General features: G+C 69.5%; 17 protein-coding genes. 11 read left to right on the top strand and 6 right to left on the bottom strand.

Annotation, left to right across the window (positions count from 1 at the left end; all coding sequences use genetic code 11):
- Nucleotides 1–18: 18 nt before the first annotated feature.
- From glgB to EHF44_RS24340, 4 genes are all read right to left on the bottom strand, one after another.
- Nucleotides 19–2,292 carry a 1,4-alpha-glucan branching protein GlgB gene (glgB, locus tag EHF44_RS24325; RefSeq protein WP_124686236.1) on the bottom strand — a complete coding sequence of 758 codons (2,274 nt, stop codon included), beginning with the start codon at nucleotides 2,290–2,292 and terminating at the stop codon, nucleotides 19–21.
- 2 nt (nucleotides 2,293–2,294) lie between these two features.
- Nucleotides 2,295–5,675, bottom strand: a complete 3,381-nt coding sequence (treS, locus tag EHF44_RS24330) for a maltose alpha-D-glucosyltransferase (protein ID WP_124686237.1) — start codon at nucleotides 5,673–5,675, stop codon at nucleotides 2,295–2,297.
- Nucleotides 5,672–8,968, bottom strand: a complete 3,297-nt coding sequence (locus EHF44_RS24335) for an alpha-1,4-glucan--maltose-1-phosphate maltosyltransferase (RefSeq protein ID WP_124686238.1) — start codon at nucleotides 8,966–8,968, stop codon at nucleotides 5,672–5,674. The genes treS and EHF44_RS24335 overlap by 4 nt, the downstream gene beginning before the upstream one ends.
- 306 nt (nucleotides 8,969–9,274) lie before the next feature.
- Nucleotides 9,275–10,291, bottom strand: a complete 1,017-nt coding sequence (locus EHF44_RS24340) for a sigma-54 interaction domain-containing protein (RefSeq protein ID WP_253700205.1) — start codon at nucleotides 10,289–10,291, stop codon at nucleotides 9,275–9,277.
- 314 nt (nucleotides 10,292–10,605) lie between these two features.
- On the opposite strand from EHF44_RS24340, the gene EHF44_RS24345 reads away from it, so the two are divergent.
- The 5 genes from EHF44_RS24345 (at nucleotide 10,606) to EHF44_RS24365 (ending at nucleotide 14,635) form a co-directional block, all read left to right on the top strand.
- Nucleotides 10,606–12,006 carry a sigma-54-dependent transcriptional regulator gene (locus EHF44_RS24345; protein ID WP_124686240.1) on the top strand — a complete coding sequence of 467 codons (1,401 nt, stop codon included), beginning with the start codon at nucleotides 10,606–10,608 and terminating at the stop codon, nucleotides 12,004–12,006.
- Nucleotides 12,007–12,138: 132 nt separating this feature from the next.
- Complete coding sequence (locus EHF44_RS24350) at nucleotides 12,139–12,960, top strand: sensor histidine kinase (protein WP_124686241.1); 822 nt, start codon at nucleotides 12,139–12,141, stop codon at nucleotides 12,958–12,960.
- A gap of 172 nt (nucleotides 12,961–13,132) precedes the next feature.
- Nucleotides 13,133–13,459, top strand: coding sequence for a hypothetical protein (locus tag EHF44_RS24355; RefSeq protein WP_124686242.1), 327 nt, complete (start codon nucleotides 13,133–13,135; stop codon nucleotides 13,457–13,459).
- 112 nt (nucleotides 13,460–13,571) lie between these two features.
- A complete protein-coding gene (locus tag EHF44_RS24360; RefSeq protein ID WP_124686243.1) occupies nucleotides 13,572–14,141 on the top strand; it encodes a hypothetical protein in 570 nt (189 codons plus the stop codon).
- Between the two features lie 29 nt (nucleotides 14,142–14,170).
- The gene (locus EHF44_RS24365) at nucleotides 14,171–14,635 is read left to right on the top strand and encodes a PRC-barrel domain-containing protein (protein WP_124686244.1); all 465 of its coding nucleotides are present in this window, start codon (nucleotides 14,171–14,173) and stop codon (nucleotides 14,633–14,635) included.
- Between the two features lie 48 nt (nucleotides 14,636–14,683).
- Here the strand turns inward: EHF44_RS24365 and EHF44_RS24370 are convergent, their stop codons facing one another.
- Entirely contained in the window at nucleotides 14,684–15,034 is a 351-nt protein-coding gene (locus tag EHF44_RS24370; RefSeq protein ID WP_124686245.1) for a BON domain-containing protein, read from the bottom strand.
- Between the two features lie 220 nt (nucleotides 15,035–15,254).
- On the opposite strand from EHF44_RS24370, the gene EHF44_RS24375 reads away from it, so the two are divergent.
- From EHF44_RS24375 to EHF44_RS24395, 5 genes are all read left to right on the top strand, one after another.
- Nucleotides 15,255–15,782 (top strand): low affinity iron permease family protein, encoded by a 528-nt coding sequence (locus EHF44_RS24375; protein ID WP_124686246.1) that lies wholly within the window; start codon nucleotides 15,255–15,257, stop codon nucleotides 15,780–15,782.
- 58 nt (nucleotides 15,783–15,840) lie between these two features.
- The gene (locus tag EHF44_RS24380) at nucleotides 15,841–17,040 is read left to right on the top strand and encodes a DUF3182 family protein (RefSeq protein WP_253700206.1); all 1,200 of its coding nucleotides are present in this window, start codon (nucleotides 15,841–15,843) and stop codon (nucleotides 17,038–17,040) included.
- Nucleotides 17,027–17,953, top strand: a complete 927-nt coding sequence (locus EHF44_RS24385) for an alpha/beta hydrolase family protein (RefSeq protein WP_124686247.1) — start codon at nucleotides 17,027–17,029, stop codon at nucleotides 17,951–17,953. The genes EHF44_RS24380 and EHF44_RS24385 overlap by 14 nt, the downstream gene beginning before the upstream one ends.
- 134 nt (nucleotides 17,954–18,087) lie before the next feature.
- Nucleotides 18,088–19,161: a DNA topoisomerase IB gene (locus EHF44_RS24390; RefSeq protein ID WP_124686248.1), complete on the top strand. Its 1,074-nt coding sequence runs from the start codon at nucleotides 18,088–18,090 to the stop codon at nucleotides 19,159–19,161.
- Nucleotides 19,162–19,419: 258 nt separating this feature from the next.
- Nucleotides 19,420–19,875: a hypothetical protein gene (locus tag EHF44_RS24395; RefSeq protein WP_124686249.1), complete on the top strand. Its 456-nt coding sequence runs from the start codon at nucleotides 19,420–19,422 to the stop codon at nucleotides 19,873–19,875.
- On the opposite strand, the gene EHF44_RS24400 is transcribed toward EHF44_RS24395, so the two are convergent.
- Complete coding sequence (locus tag EHF44_RS24400; RefSeq protein ID WP_124686250.1) at nucleotides 19,854–20,486, bottom strand: ParB-like protein; 633 nt, start codon at nucleotides 20,484–20,486, stop codon at nucleotides 19,854–19,856. The genes EHF44_RS24395 and EHF44_RS24400 overlap by 22 nt on opposite strands.
- 227 nt (nucleotides 20,487–20,713) lie before the next feature.
- Between EHF44_RS24400 and EHF44_RS24405 the strand changes: the two genes are divergently transcribed.
- Complete coding sequence (locus EHF44_RS24405) at nucleotides 20,714–21,571, top strand: SDR family oxidoreductase (RefSeq protein ID WP_124686251.1); 858 nt, start codon at nucleotides 20,714–20,716, stop codon at nucleotides 21,569–21,571.
- Nucleotides 21,572–21,593 lie beyond the last annotated feature (22 nt).

A 21,593-nucleotide genomic window follows, 5' to 3' on the forward strand; every position in this document is an offset into this window, starting at 1 on the left:
CGCTACGCCGCCCTGGCGTCAACCGTTTGCTCCCGGTGCGTAGCGCAGGACCAGCGCGGCCAGCGGCGGCAGCAGCAGCGACACCGAGGCCGGCTGCCCGTGCGACGGCGTGTCCTCGGCGCGCACCTGGCCGCCGTTGCCGAGGTTGCTGCCGCCATAGATCTCGGCGTCGGTGTTCAGGCATTCCTCCCAGGTGCCCGCGAACGGCACGCCCAGCCGGTAGCCGTGGCGCGGCACCGGCGTCATGTTGACGACGACGAGTACCACTTCCTCGCTGTTGGGCGCGGCGCGGCGCAGGTAGGCGAACACGCTGTTCTGCTGGTCGTCGCCGACGATCCACTGGAAGCCTTCGGGCCGGTGGTCCATCGCATGCAGCGCGGGTAGCTCGCGGTACAGGCGGTTCAGGTCGCGCACCAGCGAATGGACGCCCCGGTGGGCCGGCTGGTCCAGCAGCGCCCAGTCCAGCTCGTCGTCGTGGTTCCACTCGCGCCACTGGGCGAACTCGCCGCCCATGAACAGCAGCTTCTTGCCCGGATGCGTCCACATGAAGCCGTAGTACGCGCGCAGGTTGGCAAAGCGCTGCCAGTCGTCGCCCGGCGCCTTGTTGATCATCGAGCCCTTGCCGTGTACCACCTCGTCGTGGGACAGCGGCAGCACGAACGCCTCGGACCACGCGTAGACCATGCCGAACGTCATGTCGCCGTGGTGCCACGGGCGGTGCACCGGCTCGTGGGACAGGTAGCGCAGCGTGTCGTGCATCCAGCCCATGTTCCACTTGAAGCTGAAGCCCAGGCCGCCCGATTCCACGCTGGCCGTGACGCCGGGCCACGCGGTGGATTCCTCGGCGATGGTCAGCGCGCCGGGGCAGCGCTGGTGCACCACGGTGTTCATCTCGCGCAGGAAGGCCACGGACTCCAGGTTCTCGCGCCCGCCAAAGCGGTTCGGCACCCACTGGCCCGGCTCGCGGCTGTAGTCGCGGTAGAGCATCGACGCCACGGCGTCCACGCGCAGCGCGTCGGCATGGTAGTGCTCCAGCCAGTGCACCGCGTTGGCCAGCAGGAAGCCGCGCACCTCGTTGCGGCCCAGGTTGTAGATCAGCGTGTTCCAGTCCTGGTGATAGCCCTCGCGCGGGTCCTGGTGCTCGTAGAGCGCCGTGCCGTCGAACATCGCCAGCCCGTGCGGGTCGGTCGGAAAGTGCGCGGGCACCCAGTCCAGGATCACGCCGATGCCGGCCTGGTGGCAGCGGTCGACGAACGCGGCAAAGCGCTCGGGCGACCCCAGTCGCGCGGTGGGCGCGAACAGCGACAGCGGCTGGTAGCCCCACGATCCCCCGAACGGGTGCTCGGTGATCGGCAGCAGCTCGATATGGGTGAAGCCCAGGTCGCGCACGTACGGCACCAGCCGTTCGGCCAGGATGTCCCAGCCCCGGCCGCTGTCGTTGGCGGCGCGCTGCCACGACGTCACGTGCAGCTCGTACACCGACATCGGCGCGCTGTACGGGTCGGTTTTGGCGCGTTGTTCCATCCAGGCCGCGTCGTTCCACTGGAACGGCGGGGCGGCCTGGCCGGCGCACGCCACCACCGATGCGGTGGCCGGCGGCAGTTCGGTGGCCTGCGCCACCGGGTCGGCCTTGTCGGGCAGTTCCTCGCCGTGCGGGCCGGTCATGTCGTACTTGTACCGGCTGCCCGGCGCCACGCCCATGCCTTGCGGAATGAACAGTTCCCAGACGCCGGAGCCGTGGCGCAGCCGCATCGGGTGCCGTGACGCGTTCCAGCCGTTGAAGTCGCCAATCACGGACACGCGCTTGGCGTTGGGCGCCCAGACGGCAAAGCGCACGCCGGGTTCGCCCTCGATGGTCAGGCACTGGGCGCCCAGGCACTTGCCCAGTTCCAGGTGCCGGCCCTCGTTGAACAGGTGCAGGTCCAGCTCGCCCAGCAGCAGGCCGAACGCATAGGGGTCGGCGCTGATCTGCTCGCTGCCGTCGGGCCAGCGGATCCGCAGGCGATAGTCGGCCGCCGATAGCTGGCCGCTCGCCGCGTCGGGCAGGCGGCCCGCGAACACGCCGTCGGCATGCAGCCGGGTCATGTCGGAAACGAATTCGCCGTCGCGCGTGGCGAGCTGCATGGCGGCGGCGCCGGGCACGATCGCGCGGACCACCACGCCATGTTCGTCGCGGTGCGGCCCCAGCACGCCGAACGGGTCCGCCAGGCGGGCCTCCCGCAGCGCGTCGATGACCGGGCCGGGCAGCGTGGGGGCCGGTGCGGCGAGCGTTGCGGCATCATTGCTTGCCATCTTCAATCTCCAGTCAGCTTGCGCACGAGCCGGGCCAGGCCGCTGGTGGGCAGGTCGATCCACGCCACGCGGTTGGCGGCCTCGTAGCCCACCTCGTACGCGGCGCGTTCCAGCAGGAACAGGTCCAGCAGCGGCTGTAGCTGTTCGGGCGTGGCCCACGGCTGGGCCGCGGACGCCATCGACTGCTGGTAGCAGTTCAGGAATGCCTCGCCCGCCGTGGTGCGGAAGCGGTCGAGCAGCGCGGCGCGGCGGTCGGCCTGCGCGGGCGGAAGTTGTGCGTGGGTCCGCTCCTGGCGGTCGGTGCCCACGGTGGCGGCGGCGTAGTCGATCGAGCGCAGCAGCCCGGCCACGTCGCGCAGCGGCGACGTCTTGCGGCGCCGGAACGCCAGCGGCTGGCGCGGCTCGCCCTCGAAGTCGACCAGATAGGTGTCGTTCTGCGCAATCAGCACCTGGCCCAGGTGGAAGTCGCCGTGGATGCGCGTCTGCAGGCTGCCCGGCGCGGCGGCGGCCAGACGCGCCACCAGCTTCGGCAGCTTGTCGCGGGCGGCCAGCAGCGTCTCGATGTCGCGCGCGAAGTCGCCCGATGCGGTCTCGCGGCGCGCTTCGAGCAGGCCCACGGCCTCGTCCAGCGACTTCATCGCTTCCTCGGCCCAGTCGCTGGCCTGCGCGTCGGTGGCGGCCACCGGCGTGAAGGCCTCCTCGTCGGTCTCGCGCGCCAGCACGGCGTGCAGCTCGGCCAGGCGCCGGCCCAGCGTGCCGACCATCGTCGCGTAGCCGGTCAGCGCCTCGCCGAACTCGTCGTCGCCGTCGGTCAGCGGCAGTGCGTCGTCGATGGACCGGCTCAGGTAATCCAGCGTCCAGTCCCAGCCGTCGCCCTGGTTCAGGATGTAGCCCTGCAGCAGCATCAGCGTGTGCGGCGTGCCGTCGGCGCCGGTGCGCACCACCTCGCCCAGCAGCGCGGCGGAATGCCGGTAGCCGTTGCTGGTCAGGTAGCGCGTCATCTCGGCCTCGGGGTGAATGCCGCCGGCCACCTTGCGCACCAGCTTCAGCACGCCCGTGTTGCCGTAGGCCAGCGAGCTGTTCGACTGCTCGGCCGACATCCACTGCACCGGTTCGGATTCCAGCGGCGCATCGGCCAGCCCCGGTTCGGGCAGGAAGTGGATGGTGCCGTGCGAGACGTCGGCCGACGTGCGGTCGCGCATGGCCTGCACCACGGCACGGGCATAGGCTTCGACCACGAAGCCATCGGTCGCCACGCCCACGCGCGGGCCGCGCCGCACGCGCGCCATCGACAGGCCGTGCACGAGTTGCGGCATGCCCTCGGTGTTCTCGCGGTCCCACAGCAGCGCCACCGGGAGCTGGTAGCACTCGGTGCGGCCCGGCAGCTGGACCTCCACCTCGCAGTGCCAGACTTCCTCGGTGTTGCCGATCTTGGCCAGCGGCCAGGCGTAGGCCACGTTCACGCGCTCGATGCGCTCGCCCTTCGAGGCGAACCAGCGGCGGCGCGCCAGGTAGTTGGGCAGTACCTCGGTGGTCAGCGCGCGCCGGGCCGACTCGGTGAGTTCGGAGCGGCCCCCGACGTTCTGCAGTACCAGCGTGACTTGATCCACCATCTGTTCCGGGGCGTTGACGTGCCACGACGGCGGCTGCGCGTCCTCGCTGAGCACAAACCAGTAGAAGCCATACGGCGGCAGCGTCAGCAGATAGGTGAGCTGGCCGATGGCGGGGAAGGGCGTGGCGCCCAGCATTTCCACGGGCACGCGGCCGTTGAACTGGGACAGGTCCAGCTCCACGGCCTGCGGCGCGCGCGACAGGTTGGCCACGCACAGGATGTGCTCGTTCTCGTACTCGCGCAGGTACGCCAGGATCTTGCGGTTGCCCGGGAACAGGAACCGCAGCGTGCCGCGCCCGAACGCGCGGTGCTGGCGGCGCAGCGCCAGCATGCGGCGCATCCAGTTCAGTTGCGAGTGGGGGTCGCGCGTCTGCGCTTCCACGTTGACGGCCTCGTAGCCGTACAGCGGGCCCTGCAGCGGCGGCAGCACCAGTCGCTCGGGGTCGGCCGACGAGAAGCCGCCGTTGCGGTCGGGCGACCACTGCATCGGCGTACGCACGCCGTCGCGGTCGCCCAGGTGGATGTTGTCGCCCATGCCGATCTCGTCGCCGTAGTAGATCACGGGCGTGCCCGGCATCGAGAACAGCAGGCTGTTCATCAGCTCGATGCGGCGGCGGTCGCGCTCCATCAGCGTGGCCAGCCGGCGGCGGATGCCAAGGTTGATGCGCGCGCGGCGGTCAGAGGCGTAGACCTCCCACAGGTAGTCGCGCTCGCTGCTGGTGACCATTTCCAGCGTCAGTTCGTCATGGTTGCGCAGGAAGATGGCCCACTGGCAGTTCGGCGGCACCTCCGGCGTCTGCCGCATGATGTCGGTGATAGGGAAACGGTCCTCGCGCGCGATGGCCATGTACATGCGCGGCATCAGCGGGAAGTGGAACGCCATGTGGCATTCGTCGCCCGCGATGCCGCCGTCCGGGCTGGCCGCGCCGGTGGTGTCGGCCGTGCCGCCGCCGCTGGCGCCGCCAAAGTACTGCTGGGCGTCCTCGGGCCACATGTTGGCCTCGGCCAGCAGCATCCGGCCAGGGTAGCGCTCGTCCAGGTGGCGGCGGATCTTGCGGATCACCTCGTGCGTCTCGGGCAGGTTCTCGTTGCTGGTGCCCTCGCGCTCCACCAGGTACGGCACGGCGTCCAGCCGCAGGCCGTCGATGCCGATGTCCAGCCAGAACCGCATGACCGACAGCACCTCGTTGAGCACCTGTGGGTTGTCGAAGTTCAGGTCCGGCTGGTGCGAGTAGAAGCGGTGCCAGAAGTAGGCGCCGGCCTCGGCGTCCCAGCTCCAGTTCGACTTCTCGGTGTCGCAGAAGATGATCCGCGTGCCGGCGTACTTCTGGTCGTTGTCGGACCAGACGTAGTAGTTGCGCGCGGCCGAGCCGGGCTTGGCGCGCCGGGCACGCTGGAACCACGGATGCTGGTCCGACGTGTGGTTGATGACCAGCTCGGTGATCACGCGCAGCCCGCGCGCGTGCGCGGCGGCCACGAAGCGCTTGGCCTCGGCCAGCGTGCCGTAGTCGGGATGCACGTTGCGGTAGTCGGCAATGTCGTAGCCGTCGTCGCGGCGCGGCGACGGGTAGAACGGCAGCAGCCAGATGGTGTCGACGCCCAGGTTCACCAGGTAGTCGAGCTTGGCCAGCAGGCCGGCAAAGTCGCCGACGCCATCGCCATTGGCGTCGTAGAAGGACTTGATGTGCAGCTGGTAGATGACCGCGTCCTTGTACCAGAGGGGGTCCGCAGTCAACAGGGCGGCGTTGGCGCGCTCCGAGAGTCGCTTCATGCCGGGTCTCCAGGTTGTTGTTGTGGCCTGACGTGCCAGAGCGAGAACGGCAGCTCATGGGGGTTCAGGCGGATGCGCTGGCGTTTGCCATGCCAGGTGAAGCGCCGGCCGAACATCTGGTCCTCGGCCTCCAGCGACGCGTGGTCCGGCAGGCCCCACTCCCAGAGCGGCAGCTCGATCTCGGACTCGCGCGCGTTGCGCGGGTCCAGGCTGATGGCCGCCAGCAGCACGTCGTCGCCGAACGCGCCCGCGTGCTCGGCCCCGGTGGGCACGAAGCGCGCGAAGTAGAGCACCGCGTCGTCGCTGGCGTGGTAGAAGCGCAGCCCCAGGTGGTTCTGCAGCGCCGGGTGGTTGGCGCGGATCTGGTTCAGGCGCGAGATCTCGGCCACGATGTTGCCGGGCTGGTTCCAGTCGCGCACGCGCAGTTCGTACTTCTCGGAATCCAGGTATTCCTCGCGCTCCACGCCGTTCAGGATCAGCGGCGCGCTTTCGCAGACCTCGAAGCCGTTGTACATGCCCCAGAGCCCCGAGAGCAGCGTTGCCAGCGCGGCGCGGATCAGGAACGCCGGGCGCCCGCCGTCGTGCAGGAAGAACGGGTTGATGTCGGGCGTGTTGACGAAGAAGTGCGGGCGGTAGAACTCGCGCAGCGGGCTCTGCGTCAGCTCGGTCATGTACTCGATCAGCTCGGCCTTGGTGTTGCGCCACGTGAAGTACGTGTACGACTGCGAGAAGCCCAGCTTGGCCAGCCGCGCCATCATCTTGGGCCGCGTGAACGCCTCGGCCAGGAACAGCGTGTCCGGGTGCTTGGCGCGCACGTCCGCGATCATCCATTCCCAGAACGGCAGCGGCTTGGTGTGCGGGTTGTCCACGCGGAAGATGCGCACGCCCTGGTCGGCCCAGAACATCACCACGTCGCGCAGCGCCTGCCAGAGCTGCTGCCCGGCCGGCGGCTGGGCGTAGAAGTCGACGTTGACGATGTCCTCGTACTTCTTGGGCGGATTCTCGGCGTAGCGCAGCGAGCCGTCGGGCCGGTGCGAGAACCATTCGGGATGCTCGCGCAGCCACGGGTGGTCGGGCGAGCACTGGATGGCGAAGTCGAGCGCCAGTTCGATGCCCATGTCGGCAGCGGCCTTGCGCAGGCGCTGGAAGTCCTCCATCGTGCCCAGTTGCGGGTGGATGGCGTCGTGCCCGCCCTCGGCGCTGCCGATGGCGTAGGGGCTGCCCACGTCGCCCGGCTCGGCCTTCAGGCTGTTGTTCTTGCCCTTGCGGTGCGCCTGCCCGATCGGGTGGATCGGCGGAAAGTAGAGCACGTCGAAGCCCATCGCGCGGATGGCCGGCAGGCGCCGGATCACGTCGTCGAACGTGCCGTGGCGGTTCACGTCGCCGCTTTCCGAGCGCGGGAACAGTTCGTACCAACTGGCAAAGCGGCCAGCCAGCCGGTCGGCCTCGACCGGCATCGGCGTCGGGTAGCGGCTGGCGAACGGGCGGCCCGACGGGCTGGCCATCGCCGCGCGCATGGCAGCCTCGGTGCGCGGCGACAGCAGGATTTCCAGCCGCAGCGCGTCGTCGCCGGCGGCGGCCGCCAGGTCGGCCAGGATGGCGTTTGCATCGTCAATCGACTGGCCGTCGGGCGTGCCGAGCGTATCTGCCACCAGCCGGGCGCCTTCCTCGATCTCCAGCGCGATGTTCACGCCGGCCTTGCGTTTCTTGCCGACCTCGTCGAGCCAGCTTGCGAACGTGTCGCGCCACGCCTCTACCGTGAATTCGTGGCGGCCCAGCGTGGCGATGGGAAAGCTGCCGCGCCAGCGGTCGTTGACGGTGTGGACCATCGGCGACGCATGCCATTCCTGCTCGCCCGGGCCGCGCCACAGCACCGCGGCGGCGAGCTTGTCGTGCCCGTCCATCCAGATGTCGGCGCAGACCTCCACGCGCTCGCCCACGGTGCGCCGCACGGCAAAGCGGCCGTGGTCGGTGGTGGGCGACAGGTTCTCGATGGCCACGCGCGGCGCCTCCATGGCCACGGCCAGCGCGCGGTCGGCGGCCTTGGCGGCGCTGTCGCCGCGCCTGGGCTTGGCCACCGGGACGGCCGGGCTCGGGATCGCCTCGAACAGCCGGATATCGGCCGGCGGCAGCGTGATGGTGCTGCATGGGTCCAGCTTCTGGCCGTTTTCGAGCGTGCCGCCCGGGCCGCCGTCGACGGGCGCCAGCGTGGCGGCCGGTTGCGGCAGCGCACTCAGCACGCGGTCCACGCCGAACGAGGCCGGCTCCATCGGGCACGGGTTCAGCACCACGGTCAGCGCTGGCTCGCCGGCCGCGCCGTTGGCCAGGTGGCGGGGTACTCGCGCCAGCACCGTCAGCGGCGCATCGGGGCCGCTGACCTGCCGCACGGCCACGGCCGGGGCGTCGTCGCGCGCGGCCAGCCACGCGTTGGCCTGCATCAGTTCGTGGGTCAGGTCGTACGGGGCGTCGATGATGTCGTCGGGATGGCCGTCGGCCTGCGACGCGGGCGCCGTGTCGATCGCCGCACCGTCGGCATGGGCACCGGTCTCGTAGCCGGCCGGTACCAGCCAGCCATCGCCGATGGCGGCGGCCGTCCACAGCGCACGGCGCGCGGCCAGCACGTCCACGCCATTGGGCGCCAGCGCCGGGGTGGCCAGCACGCGGCCAAAGCGGCGCAGGCGGGCGATTTCCTCGGTCAGCCACGCGCTGCGGTAGTCCCACCACGGCAGCGACGAGAACGCCCCGTCGAACGGCGCGGCGGACAGGTCGTCGATCTGCTGCGGGGTGGTGCCGGGCGTCCAGGCCAGGAATACCGGGCTGGCGGCGCCGGACTGGCGGCGCAGCGTCTCGATCAGTTCGGCCCAGTGGCGCCCGGCCACGCGCGACGGGGCACGGCAGCAGAACCCGGCCACGCCGGCATCCACCACGTCCCGCAACTGCGCCGTCCACCACGCCAGCAACTGGCTGGCCGTGGCGTCGTCGAACCAGCGCACGCGCACGCCGGGCAGGTGGCTGTCGCTGGCGTCGGGGCTGCCGGCCGGGCGGGCGTGGTCGACCCAGCCGTCGTGCATGCCCGCCGCGTCATGCGGAAAGCGGTCCAGCGACAGGTCGACGAGCGGCGCCAGTCCATGCTGCCGGCAGGCTGCGAATGCCGCCTGAAGCACGTCCGGGCGGGTGTGGGGTGCCGACCATCCGGCCAGCAGGATATGGTCGAAGCCAAGTTTCGCGGCGCGGCCCAGTTGCTCGGGGTCCAGCGCTTTCGCGTTCTTCAGGTTGAGTTGGCAAATGCGCACGTCACACGTCCTCTGGCCGTGGGGCGCCCGTGGGCAGGTTGGGCGCGCGTCATGTCAATTCCGTCCGGACATGCAGAGGCCGTGCCAGATTCGCCGCTTTGGCGGCCATTTCCGGCAGAGTGCGGTGCAGCAAGGAATCGCGCCGGACGGGCGGTTGGGGCGGCGGGCGGCGCTGGGCCGCCGGATGTAAAAAGTGCACGCCCGGGGTGGCGATGGAGTAGGAATGCCCGCTGGCGTTGGGCCGCACTGGTGCACGCGGACAGCCACCGGCGGTGTGATCCAGCGGATACGCGGATGGCGCGGCGGTCAGCTGGAGCGGTAGACGTCCAGGCGGTTGTAGAGCGTCTTCAGGCTGATGCCCAGCGCCTTGGCGGCCTGGCGCTTGTCGCCGTCGAACTTGGCCAGCGTGGCCAGGATGATCTCGCGCTGGGTGTCGGCCAGCGTGGTGCCCACGCGCACGCTGACCACGCCATCCACGGTGGTGGGGCGCGGCGGCTGGCTGGCGAGGCCGGGGTTGCCGATCTCGACCTGGCGGTCGGCCAGGATGTAGGCGCGGTAGATCGTGTTCTTCAGCTCGCGGACGTTGCCGGGCCAGTCGTAGCGCACCAGCCGTTCGAGGGAGCCGGGCGAGAACGTCTTCTCGGTCTGCTCCATCGTGTTGAATTCGTCCAGGAAGTGCCGGGCCAGCGGGATGATGTCCTCCGTCCGCTCGCGCAGCGGCGGGATATGCAGCGGAAAGACGGCCAGGCGGTACAGCAGGTCCTCGCGCAACTGGCCGTCGCGCACGGCATCCATCGGGTCGCGGTTGGTGGCGGCCAGGATGCGCACGTCGCTGACCAGCGGGGCGTCGCCGCCCACGCGGTGGAACGAGCGGCTTTCCAGCACGCGCAGCAGCTTGATCTGCATCTCCACCGGCATTTCGGTGACTTCGTCCAGGAACAGCGTGCCGCCCTGGGCCTGCTCGAAGTAGCCGGCCTTCTGCTCCAGCGCGCCCGTGAAGCCGCCTTTCTCGTGGCCGAACAGTTCGGATTCGATCAGCGTGGGCGCGATGGCGCCGCAGTTCACGGCCACGAACGGGCCGCTCCGGCGCGTACTGCGCTCGTGCACGGCGCGCGCCACCACTTCCTTGCCGCTGCCGCTTTCGCCCACGGCGAGCATGGTGACGTCGGTGGCGGCCACGCGATTCAGCTGACCGATCAGCCGTTGCATGGCGGGGGAGGTGCTTTCCCAGAGCAGCGAGACCTGCGCGGGTGCGGCGCGGCGTCCCGATGCGCGAGGCGGGGCGGCGGGGCGGCCGGAAGGTAGCGTGGCAGTGGTCGACACGGGCGTGAAGGTGGCCTCCTGCCCGGCCGGCCCGCGCGGTGGCGGACGGGTTCGGGGGCGCAGGCACGTCGCAATGGTGGAAGATGCCTATCATGCTATCTGTTCAGGCGGCGGGTGGCTACCGCCTGAAACGCTGTCGCGGCAAGGTCCCACAGGCGTGTCAGACGGACACTGGCATAACGGCGCAGCCACTGTCGCTACACTTCAGGCTATCCTCAGGCGCGTGCCGTCCCGTACGCGCCGTGATCCCATTAGCCACGCCCCGCGGGCCATGACAAACAGACGCCGGTCATACGACGCTTCCACGTTCTCCTATGCCACATATCCTGATCGTTGACGACGACGAGAACGCCTGCGCGGCGCTGGCGGAAATCGTCGCGATCGAAGGCTTTTCCTCCGCCACCGCCGGCACCCTGCGCGAGGCGCGGCTGCAGATCGGCTGGCGCATGCCGGACGCCATCCTGGCCGACCTGCGCCTGCCCGACGGCAACGGCATGGAGCTGTTCGACGAGGTGGGCTCCGCCGGTGTCGAAGTCATCCTGACCACCGGCTACGCCAGCGTGGAATCGGCCGTCGAGGCGCTGCGCCTGGGCGCCACCGACTACCTGGTCAAGCCGATCAACGTGACGCGGCTGCAGACCGTGCTCAAGCGGATTGCCACGACCAGCGAGCTGCGCGCCGAGGTGCATTCGCTGCGCGGCGAGCTGCGCCGCTACGGCCGCTTTGGCCGCCTGCTGGGCAGCTCCGAGGCCATGCAGTCGGTCTACGACCAGTTGAGCAAGGTGGGCCCGACCGAGGCCACCGTGCTGCTGATCGGCGAGAGCGGCACCGGCAAGGAACTGGCCGCGCAGACCGTGCACGAGCTGTCGCAGCGGCGCCGCCAGCCGTTCCTGGCCGTGAACTGCGGCGCCATTTCGCCGACGCTGATCGAGACCGAGATGTTCGGCCACGAGCGCGGCAGCTTCACGGGCGCCGACCGCCAGCACAAGGGCTACTTCGAACGCGCCGACGGCGGCACGCTGTTCCTGGACGAAATCACCGAGATGCCGCTGGAGCTGCAGGTCAAGCTGCTGCGGGTGCTGGAAACCGGCTCGTTCATGCGCGTGGGGACCAACCGCGAGACCCATGCCGACGTGCGCGTGCTGGCTGCCACGAACCGGAATCCGGAAGAAGCGGTGGCCGACGGCAAGCTGCGCGCCGACCTGTACCACCGGCTCAACGTGTTCCCGATCGAGCTGCCGCCGCTGCGCGCGCGCGGCGACGACGTGGTGCAGATTGCCAACACGATGCTGGAGCAGCTCAACGCGGAGCAGGGCACGCAGCGCCGGTTCTCGTCGGCGGTGCTGGAAAGCCTGCGCATGCATTCGTGGCCGGGCAACGTCCGCGAGCTGCGCAACTTCGTGCAGCGCGCCTACATCATGGCCGACCAGGACGTGATCACCGAGGTCCAGATCCCGCTGCAGGTGGCCGCGGCGCCCAGCGCCGGCACCGCGGTGGTGTCAGTGCCGGTGGGCATGTCGCTGGCCGAGGCCGACCGCCAGCTGATCTTCGCCACGCTGGAGCAGTGCGCCGGCGTGAAGAAGCACGCGGCTGAAATTCTGGGCATCAGTTTGAAGACTTTGTACAACCGTCTGGAGGACTACGCCGCGAAAGGCGAACTGCCGGAGTGGCTGAGGGCTTCTCGCAGCAGCGATGCCGCGCCGCCCGCCGCATGATGGCGGCGGCAAAAAGCGGCGGCGGGGGCATGCGGCGGTGCGCCGGACACGGGCTGACCGTGCCAGCGCACGGTTCTTGCGTGCCGGAGCCCGTGGAGGTTCCTGATTCGATTGCCTTACCGACGGTTGACCATGACTGACGCTCCGCGTATCCCCCCTTCCGCCGTGCCCGCCGACAGTGGCGGCGCAACCGGGCAGGCGCCGGCCACGGTGCGCAGCATTGGCGAGGTATCCGCGCTGATCGAGCAGGCATCGCATGACCTGCGGTCGTCCCTGAATGCCATCCAGAGCTGGAGCTATGTGCTGGACCGTTCCATCGACACGCTGGCCGCCCCGGCGCAGCGCGCGCTGGACGGCATGCGGTCCGGCATGCAGCAGCAGCTGGCGCTGATCGAGGAAATGGAAGAAGGCGTGCGGCTGCTGGCCGATGAGCGCGCGCCGACCTGGGAAGACACCGACCTGCGCATGCTGGCCGCGCTGGCCATCGAGGACAAGCGGCCAGCAGCCGAGGCGCGTGGCGTCATCCTGTCGCCGCTGGAATGCCACGACGACCACGGGCTCGGGTTTGCCGTGCCCGGCGATTCCCTGCGGGCCGGGCCGCTGCTGCGGCATCTGCTGGTGCACTGCCTGTGGCGCGCGCCGGCGGGCGGTTCCGTGCGCGTGCACCTGAGCGCGGAGCCGGACTTCGTCAAGTTCCGCGTGACCGAAAGCCCGCCCGTGGACCGCTCGCGTGGCGCCAGCCGGCTGTCGGCGCTGAGCGAATTCTTCGACCGCCGGCCGCCCGACAACGGCGGCCATTCGCCGCGCCAGAGCACGGCGCTGCTGCTGACCCGCCGCATGGTCGAGCTGCAGGGCGCGGTGCTGACCGCCGAGAACCAGGATTGCGACAGCGACAACGTCACGGTCTGCATTGCGGTGCGCTTTCCGCGCGCCATCAGCGCCCGCCCAACCTGAGCACTTTTTACCGCTTGGCGCACAATCTGCAGCGCCAGGCCGGGCATCTTCCCCCCTGATCCCTGTGCTGGCGCGCCGTGGCGCGCACCTTGGCGCTGGCCCGCCGTTTGCATCGTTGTTCGACGCAGCCCCGCAGACAGGGCGCGGACGTCATTCGAACAGGAGAGATGCCATGGCACAAGCCAAAGCCTCGAAGGAATCCCAGAAGCCTTCCGCCAAGCCGTCCACCGCGTCGGCCGACCAGGCTAGCAAGGGCAAGGCCGACAAGGCCAAGAAAACCTACCAGGAAGCCGTTGACGAGTCACTGGACATGACCTTCCCGGCCAGCGACCCGATCTCGCCCAGCGCGGCAGCCCATGCCGAGCGCCAGACCGCCACCAAGCGCGACGACGTGGACTGGACCCTGAAGAAGGGCAGCGAGCACCAGCCGGCCGGCGAGAAGGCCGCGGCACATCGGCCCGGCGCCACCGACAAGGGCGGCGACAAGAAAAAGCGCTGATTCGAAAAGCGCTGATCCCGCCGCAGCCGGCGGCGACTTTTCCGCGCGACGGGTCGCGAAGTGTGCGCCCCGAGACCATTGCACTGCAACATGCCTTGAACGGAGCCTCAGGATGTCTACGATCATCGCAGGACGATTCGAAACGTTCGACCGGGCCGAGACCACCGCATCGCGATTGATGGCCCAGGGTGTCAGGCAGGACGATCTGACCATGTTCTATGTGAACCCGCCGGGACAGCACGGCACCTATCCGATTGGCGGCGACGAGGCCGTGGACCCGGCCGCGCGCAAGGCCGGGCCGGGCGCCGGGCGCGGCATCGTGATCGGCGCGGCCATCGGCTTTGCCATCGGCATCTGCCTGGTGGCGGCGGCGCGCGCGTGGTTTGCCACGGCCGCCCCGCAGCCATGGGTGCTGGTGCTGGTGATGGCGTTTGCCACGGGGCTGGGCGCCTACGCCGGGTCCCTGATGGGTGCGCTGGCCAAGACCGATGCACACAGCGGCCCGGTGCGGCATGCGGGCGTGCTGCTGGCGGCGCACGTGAGCGCGGACAACACGTCGCTGGTGGCCAACGAACTGCGCCGCAACGGGGCGCAGGACGTGGAGCGCGCGGAAGGCCAGTGGCGCGACGGCCGCTGGGAAGACTTCGACCCCCTGCGGCCGCCCGTTCCGGCTGGCCGCTGAGTTTTTCATCCACCAGGAGGAATTTGCACATGAAGCCCTTGGACCCCCAGGTACCGCCGGCCGACACGCCGCCGCGCGGTGCCGCGATCATCGGTGACGTCGACCAGACCGGCGCGGGCTGCGGCCCGTTCGTGATGGCGTCCGACACGCTGGAAGGCAACAAGGTGGTGGACCCGTCCGGCGAGGAAATCGGCACCATCGACCACATCATGCTCGACGTGCTGGGCGGCCGGATTGCCTATGCCGTGCTGGCCATGGGCGGCTTCCTTGGCATCGGCGAAAAGCTTCACGCGCTGCCGTGGTCCGCGCTGACGCTGGACACGCGCCGCAAATGCTTCGTGCTGGGCGTTGAGAAGGACCGCATCAAGGCCGCGCCGGGCTTCGACAAGGAGCACTGGCCGACCATGGCCAATTCGCAATGGGCCACCAGCATCCACGAGTACTACGGCATTTCGCCGTACTGGGAGAAGGACCGGTACGACCCGTGGGGGTGAGGCAGGTGATATTGCCTGCTGGGAGCCAGCTCCCAGCAGGCTGCTGCCTCAAACCTTGTGATTCACCTGCCCGGCCGGCTTTTCCGCCGGGTCGGCGCGCATGCCCGTGGCCTGGGGCGGCTGGCCCATCGGCTCGGCGGGCGGCGGCACGCGCGTGGTGAGCTGATTCGACACGCCCAGGATGCCTGGCGGCGTCGACGCGGCCTTTTCGATCCGTTGCGCGATATCGATGTCCTCCACCTGGCCCGTGATCGTCACGCGCCGGTCCACCACGTGCACGGCCACGCCGTCGGGCATGTCGCCGCCGCAGAATTCGGCGATGCAGGTGCCCACGCGCTCGCGCAGCAGTTCGTCTTCGTCGTCGGGGCTGGTGCGGCCCGGGGCTTCGCTTTCGGTCATGGCAGTCCTCGTCGGTCATGGGATACGCGCGGCACGATGCCGCGCCCGTGCGGAGAGCAGCAATCGTCATGCCCACCGCGCGTCCGCGGCGCCGGGTCGTGGCTTGTAAATACGACGTGTCACGGTGCCGGATGACATCCTTGTAGGACGCCACCGACTGAAACTGCATGAGGGCGCTCCCTACAATGTAGACAGTCCCGCTTGTCCCAGGGAGTCAGACATGAGCCAGCAGAAGACGCGCAGCCTTTTTCATCTGTTCGACCGCTTTGCCGGCGCCGCCACGCAGCAGGCCGGGTCGCCGGTCGCGTTCGCCCTGGCGGTGTTCGTGGTGGCCGCGTGGGCCATCACCGGGCCGATGTTTGGCTATTCGGAAACCTGGCAGCTCGTGATCAACACCGGCACCACGATCGTTACGTTCCTGATGGTGTTCCTGATCCAGCAGAGCCAGAACAAGGATTCGATCGCGGTGCATTTGAAGCTGAACGAACTGCTGGCGTCGCACCGCGAGGCCAGCAACCACCTGGTGGCCATCGAGGACCTCGACGAGGAGGAATTGCGGCAGCTCGTGAAGTTCTATCGCCATCTTGCCGAACTGGCCGACGAGGAGGGCGACGTCAAGTGCAGCCACTCGATCGACGAGGCCAACGAGAACCACGCGCAGAAGGCCCGGGCCCGCCACGCCCGCGGCAACAAGCCCCCGGCGCAGGACAAGCGCGACGCGCACAGCGAGACTTCGGCCGTGGCCTGAGCCGCGGCACCCCGTCCGTCAATGCAGGAGATGCGGCCCGGCCGCGAAGGAGCCCGACTTGGCAACCCCAGTGACTCCCGATGCAGCAGCGATCGCCCCGGTGGAAACCGCCGCGGCCCCCGAGCCGGAGACCCGCACCGTGCGCGTGGTGGCGTACGGCCGGGCCGACTGCGATGACCCGGACAGCCACCAAGGCGCCACGCTGCGCGGCATTGCCGAGCGCGTGGCCCGCCTGGCCGGCTTCACGTTCGCCGGCACCTACGACGCCGCCATGCAGCAGCCGTTCGACGGCGCCGGCGGGCGGTTCTACTTCGTGCCGGCCCATACGCTGGTCGGCATCGACACCGCGCGCCAGCTTGGCATCGGCAGCCTGCAGGACCTGCTGGGCGGCGTGGTGCCGCACGCGTTCATCGGCACGAAGGTGATTTCCCACGGGCTGGTGGCGCCCGACGCGCGCGCCCCCGAGGGATGGAGCGCCGATTTCACGGACCGCGTGCGCGACCACGTACTGCCCGGCTACACCGCGTTCTCGCTGGCCGATGCGCGCCAGGCCGGCGTGGCGATGCTGCGCGACGGCAAGGTCCGCGTGAAGGAGCCGTGCGGCATTGGCGGCCTGGGCCAGCATGTGGTGTCGACCGAGGCCGAGCTGGACAGCGTGCTGCAGGACCTGGACGCGGACAGCGTGGACCGGGAAGGGCTGGTGCTGGAGCGCAATCTCGACAACGTGCAGACGTTCAGCGTCGGCCAGGTGGAGATTGGCGACCTGCGCGCCAGCTACTGCGGCACCCAGGACCTGACGCCGGACAACCGTGGCCAGCTCGTGTACGGCGGGTCGACGCTGCGCGTCGTGCGCGGTACGCTGGAAGACCTGCTGGCGCACCCGGTGGAAGCCCACCTGCGCGATGCGGTGCGGGCGGCCGTGGCCTACCATGCGGCGGCCGTTGATTGTTTTCCGGGCGTGCTGGTGTCGCGCTGCAACTACGACGTGGCGTTCGGCACGCACCAGGGCCGGCCGCTGCTGGGCGTGCTGGAGCAGTCCTGGCGCGTGGGCGGGGCCACCGGCGCCGAACTGGCGGCGCTGGCGGCGTTCCGCGACGACCCGCAATGCGTGCGCGCCACGGCGAGCACGCGCGAAATCTATGGCAAGGACGCGACCGTGCCCCAAGACGCGGACGTCTATTTTCAGGGAGAAGACCGCAGTGTTGGCGCACTGACCAAATACGCGAGACTGGAGTCGACATCCGATGGCCACACATGAAGAATCGATACAGATCCATACCGAAGGGGGCATGATCGCCGGCACGGTGATCTCGCCCGCCACCAAGCTGCCCGGCGTGCTGTTCGTGCACGGCTGGGGCGGCAGCCAGCAGCAGTACCTGGCGCGTGCCCGCGAGGTGGCCGGGCTGGGCGCGGTCTGCATGACCTTCGACCTGACCGGCCACGCCGGCACGTCCGCCCAGTACGAGACCGTCAGCCGCATGCGCAACCTGGCCGACGTGCTGGCCGCCTACGACATGCTCGTGCGGCACCCCGAGGTGGACCGCAACGCGATTGCCGTGGTCGGCAGCAGCTACGGCGGCTACCTGGCCGCCGTGCTGTGCGAGCTGCGGCCCATCCGCTGGCTCGCCTTCCGCGCCCCGGCGCTGTACATGGACGAAGGCTGGGAAGTGCCCAAGCGCCAGCTTCACCGCGACCAGGACCTGGTGGCGTACCGCCGCAAGGTGGTGGCGGCCGACACCAACCGCGCCCTGCGCGCGTGTACCAACTTCAAGGGCGACGTGCTGGTGGTGGAATCCCAGCACGACAACATCGTGCCGCACACGGCCGTGCTCAGCTACGTCGATGCCTGCATCCAGGCCAGCTCCATCACCTATCGCGTGCTCAAGGGCGCCGATCACGGCCTGACGTCCGAGGACAGCCAGCGGGCCTACACCCGGCTGCTGCTGGGCTGGCTGCGCGAAATGGTGACCGAGGCGCGTACCGGGCCCGCCGTGCCGGCGCGGCCGTCCAAGCCGTCGTCGGTGGCGAAGACGCCGCATCACGACGACGGGCTGGAGCCCGACAGCCTGGCCAGGGAAGAGACGCGCGAGGCGGTAATGGCCGGGGATGACGACGACAACGACCCGCAGGTGATCGCCGCGTCGGCCCCGCCGATGCACAAGAGCCGCTGATGGGGCTGGCGGGCAGGGCGATTTGCAGGACTTGCAAAGTTGCCCGGGTCGCCCGTTTGGATCGGTAAGCATTGCAAAAGGGCGCGACGGCGCGCCCGCCCGGGGTGGCACGACTCATGCGTACCCGCATGCACATGAAACCGACCCCCGTTGCCGATGTGGAAACCCCGAGCCTGGACGCGGCGCTGCGCAAGGCGGGGCTGCACTACGTCGAGGACAGCGAGCCCGGCATTGCCCGGCGGCGGGCGGGCAAGGGCTTTACCTACGTCCGGCCCGACGGCAAGCGCGTGGACGAAGCCACGCTGGCCCGCATCAACGCGCTGGCGATTCCGCCGGCCTACGAATCGGTCTGGATCTGCCTGGACCCGAACGGCCACCTGCAGGCCACCGGCCGCGACGCCCGGGGCCGCAAGCAGTACCTCTACCACCCCGAATGGGCCGCGCTGCGCGATGCCGACAAGTACGCGCGGCTGATGGCATTCGGCCACGCGCTGCCGCACCTGCGCGGGCGCGTGACGCGCGACCTGGCGCGCAACGGCATGCCGCGCGAGAAGGTGCTGGCGGCCGTGGTGGCGCTGCTCGACGCGACGCTGGTACGCGTTGGCACGCCGCGCTACGCCGAGCAGAACCGCACCTACGGCCTGACCACGCTCAAGCGCAAGCACGTGGCCGTGCGCGGCAGCCGGCTGCGCTTCCAGTTCACGGGCAAGAGCGGCGTGACGCACGACGTCTCGGTCAACGACGCCCGGCTGGCGCGCGTGGTGCGCAACTGCGCCGAGCTGCCCGGGCAACGGCTGTTCAAGTACCAGGACGCCGAGGGCCAGATCCGCGAGATCGGCTCGACCGACGTCAACGCCTACCTGCAGGAGGTGACCGGAGGCGAGTTCACCGCCAAGGATTTCCGCACGTGGGCGGGCAGCGTGCATGCGCTGGCGCTGCTGCGCAAGACGCCCGCCGACAGCGAGACGGCGCGCAAGCGCGCGGTGGTCGAAGTCATCCGCACCGTGGCGCAGCGGCTGCGCAATACGATGGCCGTCTGCCGCAAGTGCTACGTGCATCCCGACGTGCTGGCCGCGTTCATGGACGACACATTGCACGCCTTACCGGCACCGCGTGCAGCGGCGCGCCTGCGGTCCGACGAGGCCCGGCTGCTGGCGCTGCTGGAAAACACCGCCACGGTATCGTCCTCGCCGCGCAAGGCCGCCTGAAGCGCTTGAAGCCGCTTGAAGCGGCACCCGTTCGGGTGAGCGCCGGCACGGCATCGACCGGCACGGCAATTGCATCGATGCAGATACCCATAACAAGCACAACACGCATCGCAATCGAGGCTCAAGGTGGAACATGCAGTCATTGGTTGCCTTCACGCTGACAGCAGCAGCGAGGCAAACTTCCATACCGAGGCGCGCCCGTCGCTGCCTGCTGCTGAATCTTTCCAATCGTCCGAGACATCCGGCAATGCCTGCATCGTGACCGCCAGCGATGGCGGGCCGGCGCGGCACGGCCTGCACGTGTCGCCGGCGCGCCTGGCCACGGCTGTCCAGCGCGGCAAGGGTGGCACCCCGCGCGCCGCGCGCGGCAAGGACCTGCGGCAGACGCGCGTGCTGATGCAGGCGTTGTGCGAGATGCGGCTGGAATTCTGCAAGCCGGACGAGGACCTGTCGGCCGCGGCGCTGGAAACGCGCCAGGCGACGACGATGGCCCTGTGGAACAGCCGCGAGCGCGCGCTGTTCACGCAGCCCGACGTGGAGCGCGGCATCGAGGCCCGGCTCGAAGCCGGCTTTCGCCACGCGCGCAACGGCAGCCCGCGCGAGGCCGCCGGTGAGTTCAAGCGGGCCTACCTGCTGCTGTGCTGCGCGCTGACGCACGCGCGGGACATCGCCCGGCGCAAGGCGCAGGCCGGTCAGTCGGCCGGCCCGATGTAGCCGGGCATGCCACGGGCCTTCGGGCTCAGCGCGAGCTTCACGGCGCGCGCCAGCGCCCCGGCGAACGTGTGGTGCGTATCGAGCGGCCCCTTGATGTGCTTGCGGAAGAAATCGGCCCAGCGGAAGTCCGAATAGGCCGTCGACACCTTGCGGTAGCCGCCGGCAAGCTGCACGAACGCTTCCAGGCTGCGGTAGGGGTCGTCGCGCATGCTGTGCACGTCTTCTGGCAGCTCGCGGATCGGCCGGCGCCGGCCGTGCTCGTCGTACGGGTGGACCATGTTCTCGGCGTCCATCTGCTTCCAGAACTCGCGCCACGACAAGTGGCTCAGGTCGTCCCGCACCAGCGCCGGCACCATGTCGATGCCCATCTCCTGCCACGCGCGCACCCAGTGGTGATGGTCCACCACGAACAGCGTCTGGTCGGGGCCCTGCACCACGTGCACGCGATGCTGGTCCAGAAAGGCAGGCAGATCGGCGTGCGACAGCCGCCGCGTGACGTGCATCTTCTGCGCGACGTGGTACGCGCCCACGGTCATCTGTGTGGGCCGCAGATGGTCGATCGGCACCATCAGCGCCGCGCCTTCGCCAAGCCGTCTTTTTCGCTTACCCATGGATCTGTTCTCGCAAAAGCCAGTACCGGCGACGGTGGAGCAAGGTTTGTGCCGCCGTGCTTTCCGATGCGGCGCCGTGTGGCCGGTGCAATCCTTGCCAGCGCTTGTAACGGTTACGCATCGCCGTGGCAGCGGCTGCCGATGGTTGCCTGCGCGCGCCGCGGCACGGAATTTGCGCGCCTTGCCGTATTGATCCATTCACCGCCAGATCCTACGGAACGCACGCCATGTCCACACCCGAGAAGCTCCCGCCCCAGCACCAGGACCGCCAGCCCGGCCTGGAAAGCGAAATGACGCCGAAGCCCGACAGCGGCGCCGACGACTACGTCGGCAGCGGCCGCCTGCAAGGCAGGGTGGCGCTGGTGACCGGCGGCGACAGTGGCATCGGCCGGGCCATCGCCGTGGCCTTCGCGCGCGAGGGGGCGGACGTTGCGTTTGCGTATCTCGACGAGCATGAGGATGCGAAGGAAACCCAGCGGCTGGTCGAGGACGCCGGCCAGCGGGCGCTGGCCATTGCCGGCGATATCGCCGATGTCCAGCACGCCGACAAGGTCGTGGCGGACACGCTCGCCAGGTTCGGCCGGCTGGACATCCTCGTGAACAATGCGGCAGAGCAGCATCCGCAGGAATCGTTGGAAGAGGTGACGCCCGACCAGGTTGAGCGGACGTTCCGCACCAACGTCTTTGCAATGTTCCACGTCACGCGCGCGGCGCTGCCGCACCTGGGCAAGGGGTCGACGATCCTGAACACGACGTCGGTCACCGCCTACCGTGGCAGCGCGCACCTGCTGGACTATTCGGCCACCAAGGGCGCCATCGTCGCGTTCACGCGCTCGCTGGCGCTGCAGGTGGTAAAGCGCGGTATCCGCGTGAACGGGGTGGCGCCGGGCCCGATCTGGACGCCGCTGATTCCGTCGACGTTCAGCCCCGAGGAAGTGGCGGAATTCGGCAAGAAGACGCCGATGGAGCGCCCCGGCCAGCCGTTCGAGGTGGCGGCCGGCTACGTGTTCCTGGCGTCGGACGCCGCGAGCTATATCACCGGGCAGATCCTCCACATCAATGGTGGCGAGGTGGTGAACGCCTGATGCCTCTGACCGCAGGATAAAC

The organism is Cupriavidus pauculus (assembly GCF_003854935.1).
Classification (GTDB): Bacteria; Pseudomonadota; Gammaproteobacteria; order Burkholderiales; family Burkholderiaceae; genus Cupriavidus; species Cupriavidus pauculus_C.